This window comes from Candidatus Flexifilum breve (assembly GCF_016713355.1).
Genome location: NZ_JADJPI010000039.1, coordinates 91202 through 104284, shown reverse-complemented (window position 1 = coordinate 104284; position 13083 = coordinate 91202). Strand labels below are relative to the sequence as shown.

Annotated in this window: 13 protein-coding genes and 1 tRNA gene; 6 read left to right on the top strand and 8 right to left on the bottom strand. The window is 59.6% G+C overall.

From position 1 onward, the window contains the following. Positions 1-23: 23 nt before the first annotated feature. From IPK17_RS36865 to IPK17_RS36840, 6 genes are all read right to left on the bottom strand, one after another. On the bottom strand, positions 24-968 hold the full coding sequence (locus tag IPK17_RS36865) for a nucleoside hydrolase (RefSeq protein ID WP_343422739.1): 945 nt from the start codon (positions 966-968) through the stop codon (positions 24-26). Continuing rightward, on the bottom strand, positions 965-1366 hold the full coding sequence (locus tag IPK17_RS36860; RefSeq protein WP_343422738.1) for a VOC family protein: 402 nt from the start codon (positions 1364-1366) through the stop codon (positions 965-967). The genes IPK17_RS36865 and IPK17_RS36860 overlap by 4 nt, the downstream gene beginning before the upstream one ends. Before the next feature lie 79 nt (positions 1367-1445). Beyond that, positions 1446-2393, bottom strand: a complete 948-nt coding sequence (locus IPK17_RS36855) for a hypothetical protein (RefSeq protein WP_343422737.1) — start codon at positions 2391-2393, stop codon at positions 1446-1448. Between the two features lie 15 nt (positions 2394-2408). Next, entirely contained in the window at positions 2409-3959 is a 1551-nt protein-coding gene (locus IPK17_RS36850; RefSeq protein WP_343422736.1) for a hypothetical protein, read from the bottom strand. Positions 3960-3990: 31 nt separating this feature from the next. Then, a complete protein-coding gene (locus IPK17_RS36845; protein ID WP_343422735.1) occupies positions 3991-4776 on the bottom strand; it encodes a glycosyltransferase family 2 protein in 786 nt (261 codons plus the stop codon). Next, positions 4776-5783: an NAD-dependent epimerase/dehydratase family protein gene (locus IPK17_RS36840; RefSeq protein ID WP_343422734.1), complete on the bottom strand. Its 1008-nt coding sequence runs from the start codon at positions 5781-5783 to the stop codon at positions 4776-4778. The genes IPK17_RS36845 and IPK17_RS36840 overlap by 1 nt, the downstream gene beginning before the upstream one ends. Before the next feature lie 268 nt (positions 5784-6051). Between IPK17_RS36840 and IPK17_RS36835 the strand changes: the two genes are divergently transcribed. From IPK17_RS36835 to IPK17_RS36815, 5 genes are all read left to right on the top strand, one after another. Next, positions 6052-6396, top strand: coding sequence for a DUF1801 domain-containing protein (locus IPK17_RS36835; protein WP_343422733.1), 345 nt, complete (start codon positions 6052-6054; stop codon positions 6394-6396). Between the two features lie 17 nt (positions 6397-6413). After that, positions 6414-7094 carry a hypothetical protein gene (locus IPK17_RS36830; protein ID WP_343422732.1) on the top strand — a complete coding sequence of 227 codons (681 nt, stop codon included), beginning with the start codon at positions 6414-6416 and terminating at the stop codon, positions 7092-7094. Positions 7095-7275: 181 nt separating this feature from the next. Then, entirely contained in the window at positions 7276-7566 is a 291-nt protein-coding gene (locus IPK17_RS36825; RefSeq protein ID WP_343422731.1) for a DUF1905 domain-containing protein, read from the top strand. A 74-nt stretch (positions 7567-7640) separates the two neighbouring features. Further along, the gene (locus tag IPK17_RS36820) at positions 7641-8345 is read left to right on the top strand and encodes an N-acyl homoserine lactonase family protein (protein WP_343422730.1); all 705 of its coding nucleotides are present in this window, start codon (positions 7641-7643) and stop codon (positions 8343-8345) included. A 20-nt stretch (positions 8346-8365) separates the two neighbouring features. Continuing rightward, positions 8366-8872 (top strand): ClbS/DfsB family four-helix bundle protein, encoded by a 507-nt coding sequence (locus IPK17_RS36815; RefSeq protein ID WP_343422729.1) that lies wholly within the window; start codon positions 8366-8368, stop codon positions 8870-8872. Positions 8873-9058: 186 nt separating this feature from the next. Here the strand turns inward: IPK17_RS36815 and IPK17_RS36810 are convergent, their stop codons facing one another. Together IPK17_RS36810 and IPK17_RS36805 are read right to left on the bottom strand one after the other, a co-directional pair. Further along, on the bottom strand, positions 9059-10249 hold the full coding sequence (locus IPK17_RS36810) for an RNA-guided endonuclease InsQ/TnpB family protein (protein ID WP_343422728.1): 1191 nt from the start codon (positions 10247-10249) through the stop codon (positions 9059-9061). Between the two features lie 165 nt (positions 10250-10414). Further along, positions 10415-10487: transfer RNA gene (locus IPK17_RS36805), tRNA-Lys, on the bottom strand. Positions 10488-10603: 116 nt separating this feature from the next. On the opposite strand from IPK17_RS36805, the gene IPK17_RS36800 reads away from it, so the two are divergent. Next, positions 10604-12991 (top strand): HAD-IC family P-type ATPase, encoded by a 2388-nt coding sequence (locus IPK17_RS36800; RefSeq protein ID WP_343422727.1) that lies wholly within the window; start codon positions 10604-10606, stop codon positions 12989-12991. Positions 12992-13083 lie beyond the last annotated feature (92 nt).

Here is a 13083-nt window from a genome sequence, read left to right as displayed (position 1 = left end):
TATTCCTTTGTGCGAGAGTATTTTCAGCCGATTTTACCCGATGTGCCGCCGCAGATCACCTCTAGCCAGTAGCGGTTGAAGGCCGCACCGTCCACGCTCGTCACCAGGTTGATCGGTTTGCCCTGCGGATCACGCGTTTCGTAGAGGTAGGTGTCGCGCACTGCCCACGTGAGCGGCACGCGCTCTATGGTCACGCCCTCTGACCATCCGAGCGCGATGGCGCAGGCGAGCGGGTCGTGATGGAAATTGATCATATCGGCGGGCACATGGGCAAAGCTGGCGAATTTCTCGCCGTTGTGCCACTCGTCCCAGAACGCGTCGGCTTGCCGGGCCAGCAGCGCGCCGAGCCTGCCCGCTGACCGCAAGCGCGGCACATCAGCGCGGCGCAGGGCGGTCTGCGCGGTCACGGTGATCGGGATGCAGGTTGGCTCGGCATGTTCCAGCACATGCAGCGCCGACGGCACATCGACTTGCACGTTCCAGTCGTCGGTGCGGGCGAAGTCCGGGTAGCCGGGCGGCACATCGTCGACGTACACGCCCATCAGGAACAGGCGCGCGTCGCGTAGGATGCCGGGGTACTTCTCATCGAGCAGGCGCAGATTGGTGAACGGTCCAATCGCGACGATGAGCGCACCTTGTTCAATGCTCCGCTTGAGCAGCTCGAGCGCCGCGTCGATGTGACCGGGAATGCGCGGCACGGGTTCGGGATAATTGACTTCATCCGGCGGGTAGCCGAGTGTGGGATAGCGGTAGTAACCGTCGGCGGTATCCGCGCCCGCCGCAAACGCTACATCGCTGCGTCCCATCAGGTCGAGCACATAGCGCACATAGCCCGCGCGTCGACCTTGCTCCTCGGCGACCGTAGTCACGCCCGTCAGTTCCACATCCGGCAGTTTGAGCAGCAGGGCGAGCGCGCATAGATCGTCCATGTCGCCGCCGATGTCCGTATCGAGATGCAGTTTGGTCATGTCCCCTCAAATTCGGCGGAACGCCATGCCATTTCCTGAAACAACCATGAATTGCCATCCGGGTCGCTGAAACCCGCCGATTTCACGCCGCGCCCATGATCCGTGATTTCGCCGACATCGATGCCTTTAGCGCGGTACTCGGCGCGGGCGGCGCTGACATCTTTGACGACCAGATGCAGCGCCTTGATCGTTCCCGGCGTCATCTCGTCGAGATTCGGGATGCCCTGACTGATGACAATTGAACACGCCGAACCCGGCGGCGTCAGCTGGATGAGGCGCACCTCGGCGCTGATCGTCGTGTCGTGATCGACGTGGAAACCCAGTACATCGGCATAGAAGGCTTTGGCGCGCTCCAGATCGCGCACCGGAACAGGCACCAACTCCAGTTTCATCTGCATGCGTTTCTCTTCCTCGGCTTGCGGACAGATGTTCTAGTTTAACATGCTTTTCGAGGAATAAGTCGGCGCAGGGAACGGTTCAGTCGTCGTAGGTTTCCTGATAGCGGTAACGGACGGCGCACACCGCTTGGATCGCCTCCACCAGCTCCGTGAGCGGACGCGATCCCGGCACGTCAGTGATTTGCAGTTCGCCCACGTGCACGCTCAACCCGCCGCCGCCCCGCGCCGGAAGGATGTTGACGACTTCCAGAGTCGTTTGTCCAGTCACGAGCTGCACCGTGTCGAATTGAGTCGAGACGAAGAGGTGAGCGCTGTGCCGCCACAGCATGACCTCGTTGGCGGCGAGGCGCTGTGAGACCAACGGCGGCGTTTCCAGCAGATCGCGTTTGTAGAACGCTTTTTGCGCTTTCCGACGGACGGGATCACTCTGCACCGCCCACGGTTGCAGCGAGAAGGGGGTTAACTTGGTTTGCAGTCGGCTGATGTGCAGCACATCCGGGCTGGTGAGTGTCCCCCACAGAGCGGACTCGCGCGCGCTGAGCGCCGCCGCATAGCGTGCCATAATCGGCAGCTCGTCGCGCAGGTTGACGAACAGCCCCGCCGTTGCCATGCCGCCGTGACTTGCCCGCGGTCCGCCGTAGATCGAGAGCGTCACGCGTAAATCGGCGCTGTCCCAATCGGCGCTGTACGCCACCTGTGCGGCGCTTTGGGTCGCATAGCGGTTCGCCTTGATCGGGCGACCGATGACGGGTTCAATTTTTGTGAGATAGCGGGATTCCAATTCAGCGAGGGGGTAGTCAGCGTCGAGCGTCAGCTCGAAGATTTGCTGCACGCATTCGCGATCTTCATAGGGGCCACGTGCATCCGCCACCAAGCACTTAAGGCCGAAGATGTGCTGTTCCAATAGGCGATAACTTGGCCAACCCTGGCGCATCGGACCGAGTACCAGCCCAGGCGCGACGCGCTGCGGAATCGTGTCGAGGATCTCACCGATGAAGAGTTCGCGCCCACCGAGTAAGCGACTCATGGCTGTCTCCTGCGCCTAACAGTCAGCATTCGGGTTGAGGTAGATGGGTAGGTTCAATTCTGCGGGGACGGCCAGCGTGAGTTCCGTTACACCCATTTCGTGCCGGACTCGCTCATAGGCATCCGGGGCTAGCCACAGGTAGCGTGAGCGCAAGATGGACAGCTCCGTGAAGACGCCGGGCTGAATTAGATTCAGGCCAATTCCACCGGGAACCGTCAGAATTCGATTGTCGAACAGAATATCTTGGACGGCAATCGAATTGCACCAGGGATCCGTTTGGTTTGGCTCAAATACGAGGTAGGGTTCGAGGGTCGTCATATCCGGTCGCGGCTCTGGCGGGAAGTGCGCCTCGTGCAGTTCTTGAAATGATGGCTGCAGCAGCGGGATGCAGAGGAGGTTGAAGACCAGATAGACCGTCACCAAGCGCTCCTGTCCCAACGCGATCAGCAGCACGAACGTAAGCAGCAGATGTATGGAAATGACCCGGTAATCCCCCCACGTGCCCATAATATACAGCAGCAAGCTGAGGATCAACACGCTGAACAGGTTGTAGAGGTGAAAACCGATCTGTAACCGGGGATTGGCAGCATCCGCCGCCTGTGCGTGCCGATTCTTCCATAGTATCGCCAGCAGCATGGCGCTCACCGCCCAAAACACGATGGTTAAAGCGATATCGCTCTGCGGTTTGTGCAAGCTGGTGTAACGGGAGAGGTTGATTACGATATTTTCGACGAGTAGATCCAAGCCACCGGCTGGATCTTCGCGCAAAGCGGTGAGCAGCCGGTAGACCATGTGATAGTCGTTGGCCGGGATGATGCGTCCCATGATAAAGACGAGGCTGCCGCCGATGAGCAGCGTGCCCAGCAGCGCGAGCGGAATTCGGGCGCGGGATCGGGGCAGAATCAAATACAGGTACGGCAGCAGCAGTAAGCCCCACGACATACGGGTGAAGATGGCAAAGGCAAAAAAACCGACGCCCACGATTTTCGCGGTCAGGGGCAGCTCAGCTTGACGCTGGAATGCGTGGTAAAAGAGCGCCGCCAACACGAGGCCGACGAAGACGTTTAGGGTTTCCTGCATAGCCGTTGGCAAGAAGAGGATCACCGGATAGTAACTGCCAGTCACCAGCGCCAGCAGCGCAAGCTGCCGATTGGTGAACGGAATAGTGCGCACCACGACCAGAACCCCGACAGCAAACAGCACTATGTTCGCATAGACGACGATCGGCAAATCCCAGCCGGCGACCAGCGCAAACAGGCCGTACAAGAGCGGGTAAACTGGCCCATGCATGTAGAAGCGCAGGACATCAACCTGCGCGGGGATTTCGTTGAGAGTGTAATACCCGCCGCTGAACCCCACGGTATGAACTGTTTTGACCTGATGCCAGTTCATGACCCCGTCTGACAGCCATGGTACCGCGCCGCTGAGATTGGTCTGCGCAGTGAGGCGCACCATAATCAGCAGCATCAGCAGTGGCAGTACCACCACCAGCGTGATCAGCAGCGCACGGATGAAGACCTTTGAGCGAGCGCGCTGGGTGATGGAAAGTGCTGAGTTAGGAGCCATGACGTTTCCTGAGCAAGTCAGTGGGACGAAACTAAATGCGTGTCAGCGCTGGTTTGGGGATTTCCGGTGCCTTCCACCGGCGTAACTGCAGGGCGAGGCGCAAATAGCCGCGAATCGTCCGCATGATTTTCATTTTGCTCTTGCCGATGCGGAGCTGGGTGTCCAGCACCATCGGCACCTCGCTGATAGACAGGTTGAGGTTGATCATCTTGATGACCATTTCCGTCATGCATTCGAAACCGTTGGTCTCCAGAATGCTCGGCGAGTAGCGCTGCTGCAAGCGCTGGAGCGCCGATGCGCGGTACAGCCGGAAAAACGAGCTGACGGTGACGATACCGTTGATGCCGAGCAGTTCCTTGACGAAGGTGTTCGCCACTTTACTCAACAACACGCGCAGGGATGAGGTGTGGACGATGCCGCCGCCGTACAGGTACGGGCTGGCGAGCACGACCTCGTAATCCTCTTCGATGGCGCGGCGAAACATGGTGCGCACGAGTTCGTAACGCGACGTATTATCGCCTTCCATTGTGAGCACCCAGTCGCCCGGTTGAAGCTTGTCCGCAAGATAGCTGAACACGGTTTGGAAGGCGCGCCCCGGCCCGTAATTCACCTCATGGCGCAGCACTTTAAACGCCAGATCGCCCGCCAGTTGGCACGCGACGTCGGCGGTGCCGTCCGTGCTGCCATCGTCGACCAGCAGGATGTGCACGCTGAACTGCGCGCTGTGATCGCTGGCCAGCCGCCGGAATGAATCAAATAGCCGGGGGAGGTTGGGCGCTTCGTTCAGGACGGGGACGGCAATATACAGGCTGGGCATTAGGCATTCACCGGGTCGGGCGTGCTGATACCGAGCTGGCGGCGGCGTTCGACCTGCCAGCGGATGGTGCGGCGCAAGCCCTCTTCGAGCTCCACCCGCGGTTCGAAGCCGAGCAGTTCGCGCGCGCGGGCAATGTCGGGAATGCGGCGCTGTACGTCCTCATACTTGCCGAACGTCTCGTAGGGGATGAAACGGATACGCGCGGTCTCTTCCGGGCCGCGCACCAATCCCCAGATCAAACGCGCCAAGCCTTCAATCGTGATCTCGCGGTTCGCGCCAATGTTGAAGACCTTGTTATTGGCTTCGGGACGTTCGACCGCGCGGATGATGCCGTTGACGTGGTCGCTCACATAGGTGAACGAGCGCGTCTGCTGGCCGTCCCCATGCACGGGGATTTCTTCGTTGTCCAGCGCCATGTTGATGAACACCGACTGCGGGCCGCCCCACCACGTCAGGTTCTGGTTGGGGCCGTAGCCGCCGAAAAAGCGCAAGGGGACAATATCGATGCCGTAGCGCTCGTGATAGGCGAACATCAACTGCTCTTCGTACATTTTGGAGATAGCATACGCCCAGCGGCGCACATCCGGGTTGCCGACGACGAGGTTCGAATTCTCATCGAAGGGAACCTGCGGATTTTTGCCGTACACATCCGATGTGGACGCGGCGACCATTTTCGCCTTGTGCTCAACCGCTGCTTTGAGAAAGGATTCGGTGCCAATCGTATTGATATGCAGCGTATCCAGCGCGTCGCTGTAGCGCGGAATTTTGTAGGCCGCCAGATGCACCAAGGCCGTGCAGCCTTCCGCACACTGGAGCATCGCGGCCTCGTTGCGAATATCCTCCTGCACAAAGGTGAAGTGTGGATGTTCGCGGAACGCCGCCATGTTGAGGAGATCGCCTTGCGATAGGTTGTCTACGCCGACGACGGCGTAGCCCTTTTCGAGGAGCGCCTGCGTGAGATTGGAGCCAATGAAGCCGGCTACGCCGCTAACCAGAATTCGCAACATGCTGTCATCTTAGGTCTGCTGAGTTAGGATGTTCGTGTCACACTGAAGCCAGCCTGACACGCCTGTATTGTGACACATCGCCGCATAGAATGGAACCTCTGTAAGTTGGAGATCTAACCTTTGGGGCTGCGAAAATCACTGAGGGTTGGGATGAGCGCCGCTGCTTACACGACGAGCTGCGCGATTGTAATGGTTAGAACTAAAGTTCTATGCTAGTATCGATGAGTATGATCTACTCTGGACAACCGCATAGACAAGGACTGAATCGATGAATCAGGAAGTCACCGATTACATTGGCAAGCTCGCGCAGCCGTGGCAGGCTGATGTCTGCAACCGGATTCGCGCGCTCATCAATGAGGCGATCCCCGAGGTGCAGGAGCGCATCCAATACGGCAAGCCGCACTTCCTCCAGAACGGCAAATATGCGGCGGTGCTCGGCCCGGCGAAGGGCTGGGTGAGCTTCACCATCTTTAACGCGCAGGCGCTGCAACCGCCGGAAGGCTTGTTCGAATCGTCAGAGACGGGCGACCGCAAGACGATCAAGATTCGGGAAAAGGATGAAGTCGACTACACGCTGCTCAAAGCGCTGATCCAGCAGGCTGCCGCCGCTTGACCGGAGAAGGAGCAAACATGGCTAATCCACTGCGCGTGACCATCGAAGTCGGGCCGAAAGGCAAGAAAGTGATCGCCGTGGCACAGGATTGGCCCGGCCTGGAGCGCGGCGCCAAGACCGAGGAACTCGCGCTGGAACGGCTGCAAGCCTATCTCCCCCGCTACGCGCCCATCGCAGCACTGGCGGGCATGGATGGCGAGTTTGCCGCAAACACCGCGCTGAACATTGTCGAGCACTATCCCGGTGTGGGATCAACGGATTTCTGGGGCATCTCGTTTGCGTTCTCCAGCATCGACAAGCAGCCGATGTCGAGCGAGGAATTGGAACGCGAACTGACCCTGATGCGCGCCTGCTGGTCGTTTTTCGATATGGTGCGCGCGCGCGTCTCTGCCGAGATGCAGAAAGGGACGCGCGGGGGTGGGAAGGATCGCGACGACATCGTCCGGCATACGCTGTACGCTGAACTGCAGTGGGCGAAGATGATCGGCGTGCTCACCCCCGGCGCGGAGATGCTGACCGACGAGGGGCTGACCGCGCATCGTGCGGCGTACTGCACCGCCATCCGCGACTATCACGCGCAGGGCAAGCCCGCCGGTAAGCTGGCGAAATGGCCGCTGCGCTACCTGATCCGGCATACCGCGTATCACGCGCTGGATCACTCCTGGGAAATGGAAGACAAGAACCTGGCGGGAGCCTGAGCGGCGGCGGACATGGGGACGTTGAAAGCGATCAAATTCCGACCCCACCCCCGGCCCCTCCCCGAATTCAGGGAGGGGAGACAACGCAACATCGCCCTTTCCGCTTGTATGGGAGAGGTGTTTATACATCCACATAAGCGACAGGCACTTTCAGCATCCGATTTTAGCGAAAGGGGCAGCGATGGAAATTGAGTTCAGCGGCAGCATCTGGTACTGGCGTGGACCGTCGCCGTTTTACTTCGTCACCATTCCCGAAGCGGAAAGCCGCGACATCAAGGAGATCGCCAACCATGTGACGTATGGCTGGGGGGTGATTCCCGTGCAGGGGCGTATCGGCAAAACGGAGTTCAAAACGTCGCTGTTCCCCAAAGATGGCCTCTACCTCGTGCCGCTCAAAGTGAGCGTGCGCAAAGCGGAGCAGCTTGAAGAAGGCGACGACGTGACAATCCGGCTGTATATCGAGATGATGTGAGCGGCAGGCGGTCAGCGTCGCGCAGTCCTACCGGGTCGTAATCCAAGGGTTGGTCTAGTTTTAAGGTGGGTAAGATGAGCCAAAATGCCGCACAGCGTCTGTATCTGATGCAGGTGGGATCGATGCCGGAATATGACATTCCGATTGTGTGCTATCTGGTGCAAACGGGGGACGGCCAGAACATTCTGATTGACACGGGGCTGCCCGAGGTGCTGCCGGAGGATGAAGCAGATTTCGTGAACGGTCAGGACGTGATCCAGCAGTTGGCGCGCCTCGGTTTACAGCCGGACGATATCCAGACGGTTATTTCGACGCACTATGATATCGACCATGCCGGGCGACACGCGGCTTTCACCAAGGCGCAGTATGTGGTGCAGCGGGCGCATCATGCCGACGCGGCGACCAATCCGCGCTTTGCGGCGCTGCGCTCCCAATGGGATCAGCCGCTGGAACGCATTCGGCTGGTGGACGGGGACACGGAATTGCTGCCGGGGCTGGAACTGTTTGAGACGAGCGGCCATGTGCCGGGACATCAATCGGTGCTGGTGCGGCTGCCCAAAACAGGCGCGATTTTATTGACGATTGACGCGGTGCCCTTTGGCGGGGCCTTCACCCGGGGCGAACCGGAGGAGGGCACCGATACGAACGGCGAAGCGGGTCGCGCCAGCATGCTCAAACTGCTGGATCTGGTCGACCGGGAGCAGATCGGGCTGGTGATTTTCGGTCATGACATGGCGCAGTGGGCGGGATTGAAGCAAGCACCGGACTATTACGAGTAGACGACGCTGGGGGGGACGGCATGAACAAAGCTGAGCTTGTGCACTGGCTGCAAACCGAGCAGCAGCAGTGGGAAGCCTTACTGACCCAGGTTGGCGTTGAACGCATGGAGCAGCCGGGCGTGAACGGGCCGTGGTCGATGAAAGACCTCGTCGCCCACATGACCGGCTGGAATCGGCGGTTGGCGGCGTACATGCAGGCCGCGCAGCGCGGCGACCCCGAACCGCCGCCACCGTGGCCGGCGCATCTTCAAGCTGGCGATGAGATCAACGCGTGGATTTTCGAGGCGTATCACGGGCGCGCGGCGCAGGCTGTGCTCGACGAAGCGCGCCAGACGATGCAGCAGGTGATCGCCGTCCTCGAACGCCTCCCCGCCGATGTGCCGATTGAGGCGGATCACGATGCGGCGGGCAACGCCTACTACCGCGTGCGGATCGGCGGCGTGCGCTTCCCGCCGGGGGAGTTCTTCGAACACTTCCACGATGACCATGAGGCCAACGTCCGCGCGTGGCTGGCACGAGCGGAATAGTGAAAATAGAAGCAAAAACCCGCCAGAAGGCGGGTTCTTCGTAACGATTTTCTTGTGGTTCCTGTAGGCACCCTGAACCCGCTGAGTGACATATCCTCTAATCCTGAACCCATTGAGTGACATACGCTCAACCCTCAACATGCTGAGTGACATACGCCCCAACCGTTTCAGGTAGAGCCGCTGGCGTCAAGCAGCGCCGCCCGCCGAAGCGGGTCTTACTACGCCTAAACCAGTATGCGCCGATGCCCCGGCGCGCAAAATATTCCGCGCCGCATTGTGATCGCGGTCAATGACCAGATCACACGCACCGCAGTGAAACGTTCGATCATCTAGGGTCAGGGTTTGTACGTGGCCGCACTGTGAGCATTTGCCCGTCGTGCGTTCGTAACGCGCGCTGTAGATGACCTGCTTACCGCGCTTTCTGGCGACATGCTCCATAATGTATAGGAACTTGCCAAACGCCAGATCATTTACCTTGCGTCCCCACTGCGCTGTCATGCCGCGCAGGTTCAAATCCTCGAACACCAGCACGTCATAGTCGTCACACAGGGCGTGCGCCAGCTTGAAATGAAAATCCTGCCGCTTATCCGCCACCCGCTCATGCGCCCGCGCCAGCAGCCATTTCGCCACTTTGCGATTCTGACTGTCCGCCTGCTTGCGCTCTAGACTGCGGTTCAAGCGGCGCACCCGGCCTAAAGCCTGCCGAAAGAATTCAGGATGCATCCACGCGCGCCCTTGCTCATCCGTGAGGAACGTGCGCAGCCCGAAGTCGAAGCCGCCGATGCGACTCGAGCCGACTCCGTCGGGCAGCACAATGCGTTCGATCACGCTGAAACACAGCCACAGGCGGTTCATTGCATCCCGTTTGACCGTCACGGTCTTGATCTCGCCACCCAGCGGGCGGTGCTGCACAAACTTGTAGGTCCGGTCGCCGATTTTGATCACGCCGCGTTCACGGGTGTACTTGCCGTTCGGCTTAACTTGATTCTGATTGGAGGTGATCAGCTTCCAACCGTACTGCGTCAGTGTGAAGGAGCGGTAGCTTTTCACCTTTTTGAAGTGGGGTGGACTGCTAGCGAGCCGCGTGAAAAACCGCTGATAAGCTTTGTCGAGGCGGTTGCACACATCCTGCACCGTTTGCGAACCGAGCAGTTTCCAGTGGGCGAAGCGCTGGGTTTTCATGCGCAGTTTGCCCGTGTGGGCGCGCATGCGCTCGACAAAGATGTACTTGCCGGTGAGGCGATAGTAGCGTTTTTGCAGGGCTAAGGCGTGATTCCAGATCAAGCCCGCGATGTTGATCTGATCGTGCAAATGCTTGTCGCGCTTGGAGGAATACAAACGATATTTGTAGGTGCGGCGAATGGGTATAGAATCCATGCTGCTCTGACCCTGCTTGTCGGAGAGCCTGTAGGGGTTGCCGCCCCCGCGACAGGCATTTATGATCCTAACGCGCCTAATTAATCGTGTCAAATAGGGATTCTGGACGAGGTTTTCGGCGTAGAAACAAAAAAAAGCGACCACACAATCGTGTGGTCGCTTTTGTGAACCCCCAGGGACTCGAACCCTGAACCCGCTGATTAAGAGTCATTTGCTCTGCCAATTGAGCTAGGAGTCCGTCTCAACTACTCAAAATTATAGTCTTTTCGCCCCCACCGTCAAGGCGGAAGTTTGATTGCGCGCGCCGATTTCCTGTACAATAGCCGGGACTTATCGGTACGGAAAGGCGGGGACTTGTCGCTACAGCCACGCGGTTTGACCGCCCCTGAAGTTGCAGAACGCATCAAACGGGGCGAAAGCAATGATTTTAAAGCGCGCGTCGGGCGCTCGTATTTCGAGATCGTCCGGGATAATGTCTTTAATGTTTTCAACATCGTCTTATTTTCGCTGCTGCTCGTCGTGCTCGTGTTCCGCGACTACGCAACCGTGTTTTTCGCCGGGTTCAGCGTGGTCACCAACTCCTTTTTGGGCATGTTTCAGGAGATCAGCGCCAAACGCAAGCTGGATCAGCTCGCGGCGCTGGCGGCGCATGAAGTGCGTGTGTGGCGTGACGGCCAACTGATCACCGTCCCCATCCGCAAGGTCGTCAAAGATGACGTGCTGCCAATTGAGCCGGGCGACCGTCTCGTCGTGGATGGTGTGGTGCTATCGAGCGACGCGCTCGAAATGGACGAGTCGCAGCTCACGGGCGAATCGGATGCGGTGCTCAAAGATAAAGACGACAAGGTCTTTTCCGGCTCGTTCTGTATCGCGGGCAGCGGCCTGATGCAGGCGACGCAGGTCGGGCGTGACAGCACGATCAACCGCCTGAGCAGCACGGCCAAAGCCTACCGCATGGTGCTCACGCCCACGCAGCAGCGCCTCTCCTATATCGTGCAAATCTCTGTGGTGATCATGGTGGTGGTGACACCCATGCTGTTCATCGCGGGGACGCTGCAAGCCCAACCGCTGATCAATCTGGAGACGTTCCGCAACGCGGTGGTGTTCGTCGCCAGCATCGTCCCGCAGGGGTTGATGTTGAGCGCCATCCTCGCGCTGACCATCGGCGCGGTGAGCATCAGCCGCTTCCAGACGCTGGTGCAGCGCGTCAACGCCGTCGAATCGATGGCCAACGTGACCACGTTGTGCTTCGACAAGACGGGCACGCTCACCAAGAATAAGCTGCGCGTGCATCATGTGCAGCCGCTGGCGAACCTCTCCGGCGCGGAGATCGACAAGCGCCTGCGGCTGTACACCGCGAATCTGTCGCATCTCAACCGAACGGCGGCAGCGGTCGCGCACCACCTCAACGGGGATGTGCCGCTCCTGCCGGAACTCGTCAAAACGCGTGAGATCCCGTTCACGTCGGCGCGCAAATGGGGCGCGATTGAATTTGCCAGCGAAACGCTGATCATGGGCGCGCCCGAACGCGTGCTGCGGCTGCGCGACGCGGGGGCGCTCGAACAGGCGACGCAGTTAGCCACGCAGGGCATGCGCGTGCTGGCGCTGGCGCGGACTACGCACCCGATGACCGATGGACGCTTATCGGAAGACCGCGAACCGCTGGCGCTGGTCGTGCTCAGCGACGAAATCCGCGAGGACATCCAGACCACGCTCGAAGATTTCCGCAAGGAAGGCGTGGCGCTCAAGGTCATTTCGGGCGACAACCTCGAAACGGTCAAGGAGATCGCGCGGGAAGCCGGGATGACCATCCGCAAGGCCTTCACGGGCGATCAGTTGGACGCGATGACCGACTCCGAACTGGAAGCGGCGGTCACCGAAGGCGATCTGTTCGCGCGCATCGAACCGGATACCAAGAAGAAGCTGATCGCCGCGCTCAAGCGGCAGGGTGAATACGTCGCGATGGTCGGCGACGGCGTCAACGATGTGCCCGCGCTCAAAGAGGCGCACATGGCCATCGCCATGAACGACGGCGCTCAGATCAGCAAGGATGTCGCGGATATCGTGCTGCTCAACAACGCCATGACGACGCTGCCGCGCGCCTTCCACGAAGGGCGCATCATCACGCAGACGATCTTCGGCACGAGCCGCATCTTCCTCGTGAAGAACTTCTACAGCATGATCTTCTTCATCTTCGCGGGCTTCATGGGGCTACCGTTCCCAATTAACCCGATCCAGATTAGTTGGCTGACCTTCGGCGTGATCAACCTGCCCGCCGGGTTCATGGCGCTGCGCGTGCTCAAGCCGATCTACATGAAGGAATTTCGCCGGGATGTGCTCGACTATGTCGTGACGGTCGGCTCGATTGGCGCGGTGGCGATGGCGGCGGTCTACGCGTTCACCTACCTGAGCAATTCGAAGGATCTACTCGAAGCGCGCAGCACGATGCTTGTTTTCCTCACGCTCTACGGGCTGATCGTGATGTGGCACACGCACGGCATCGACCTGTTTGAGCCGCGCACCATTGTGCAGCGTCCGCGCCTGTTCATCTACGGCGTGGTTTCCTGCGCGCTGACGATCATCGCGCCCTACGTCTTCCCGGATATCATCGCGTTCAAGCCGCTCACATCGTGGGAATGGGGCGTGGTGCTGCTGGTGTTCATCCTCGCGTTGATCGCGATCCGTTGGGCCATGCAGACGCGCGCGGTCACCAATCGCCTGTGGAAATTGTTCGAGCCGTAATTGCGGGGAAGCGGGGGCAGATTACGTACGACTGCCCCCGTGCTGGCTGATGCTAAAGGTCAGCAAGTACAGAAGCCGCCCTGGGAGCGTCA

What these genes read in the sequence shown, in the direction of transcription:
- IPK17_RS36855 (WP_343422737.1), bottom strand. Translation starts at nt 2,393, where the DNA reads ATGAGTCGCTTACTCGGTGGGCGCGAACTCTTCATCGGTGAGATCCTC.
- IPK17_RS36825 (WP_343422731.1), top strand. Translation starts at nt 7,276, where the DNA reads ATGGAAATTGAGTTCAGCGGCAGCATCTGGTACTGGCGTGGACCGTCG.
- IPK17_RS36840 (WP_343422734.1), bottom strand. Translation starts at nt 5,783, where the DNA reads ATGTTGCGAATTCTGGTTAGCGGCGTAGCCGGCTTCATTGGCTCCAAT.
- IPK17_RS36845 (WP_343422735.1), bottom strand. Translation starts at nt 4,776, where the DNA reads ATGCCCAGCCTGTATATTGCCGTCCCCGTCCTGAACGAAGCGCCCAAC.
- IPK17_RS36810 (WP_343422728.1), bottom strand. Translation starts at nt 10,249, where the DNA reads ATGGATTCTATACCCATTCGCCGCACCTACAAATATCGTTTGTATTCC.
- IPK17_RS36865 (WP_343422739.1), bottom strand. Translation starts at nt 968, where the DNA reads ATGACCAAACTGCATCTCGATACGGACATCGGCGGCGACATGGACGAT.
- IPK17_RS36820 (WP_343422730.1), top strand. Translation starts at nt 7,641, where the DNA reads ATGAGCCAAAATGCCGCACAGCGTCTGTATCTGATGCAGGTGGGATCG.
- IPK17_RS36860 (WP_343422738.1), bottom strand. Translation starts at nt 1,366, where the DNA reads ATGCAGATGAAACTGGAGTTGGTGCCTGTTCCGGTGCGCGATCTGGAG.
- IPK17_RS36830 (WP_343422732.1), top strand. Translation starts at nt 6,414, where the DNA reads ATGGCTAATCCACTGCGCGTGACCATCGAAGTCGGGCCGAAAGGCAAG.
- IPK17_RS36815 (WP_343422729.1), top strand. Translation starts at nt 8,366, where the DNA reads ATGAACAAAGCTGAGCTTGTGCACTGGCTGCAAACCGAGCAGCAGCAG.
- IPK17_RS36850 (WP_343422736.1), bottom strand. Translation starts at nt 3,959, where the DNA reads ATGGCTCCTAACTCAGCACTTTCCATCACCCAGCGCGCTCGCTCAAAG.
- IPK17_RS36835 (WP_343422733.1), top strand. Translation starts at nt 6,052, where the DNA reads ATGAATCAGGAAGTCACCGATTACATTGGCAAGCTCGCGCAGCCGTGG.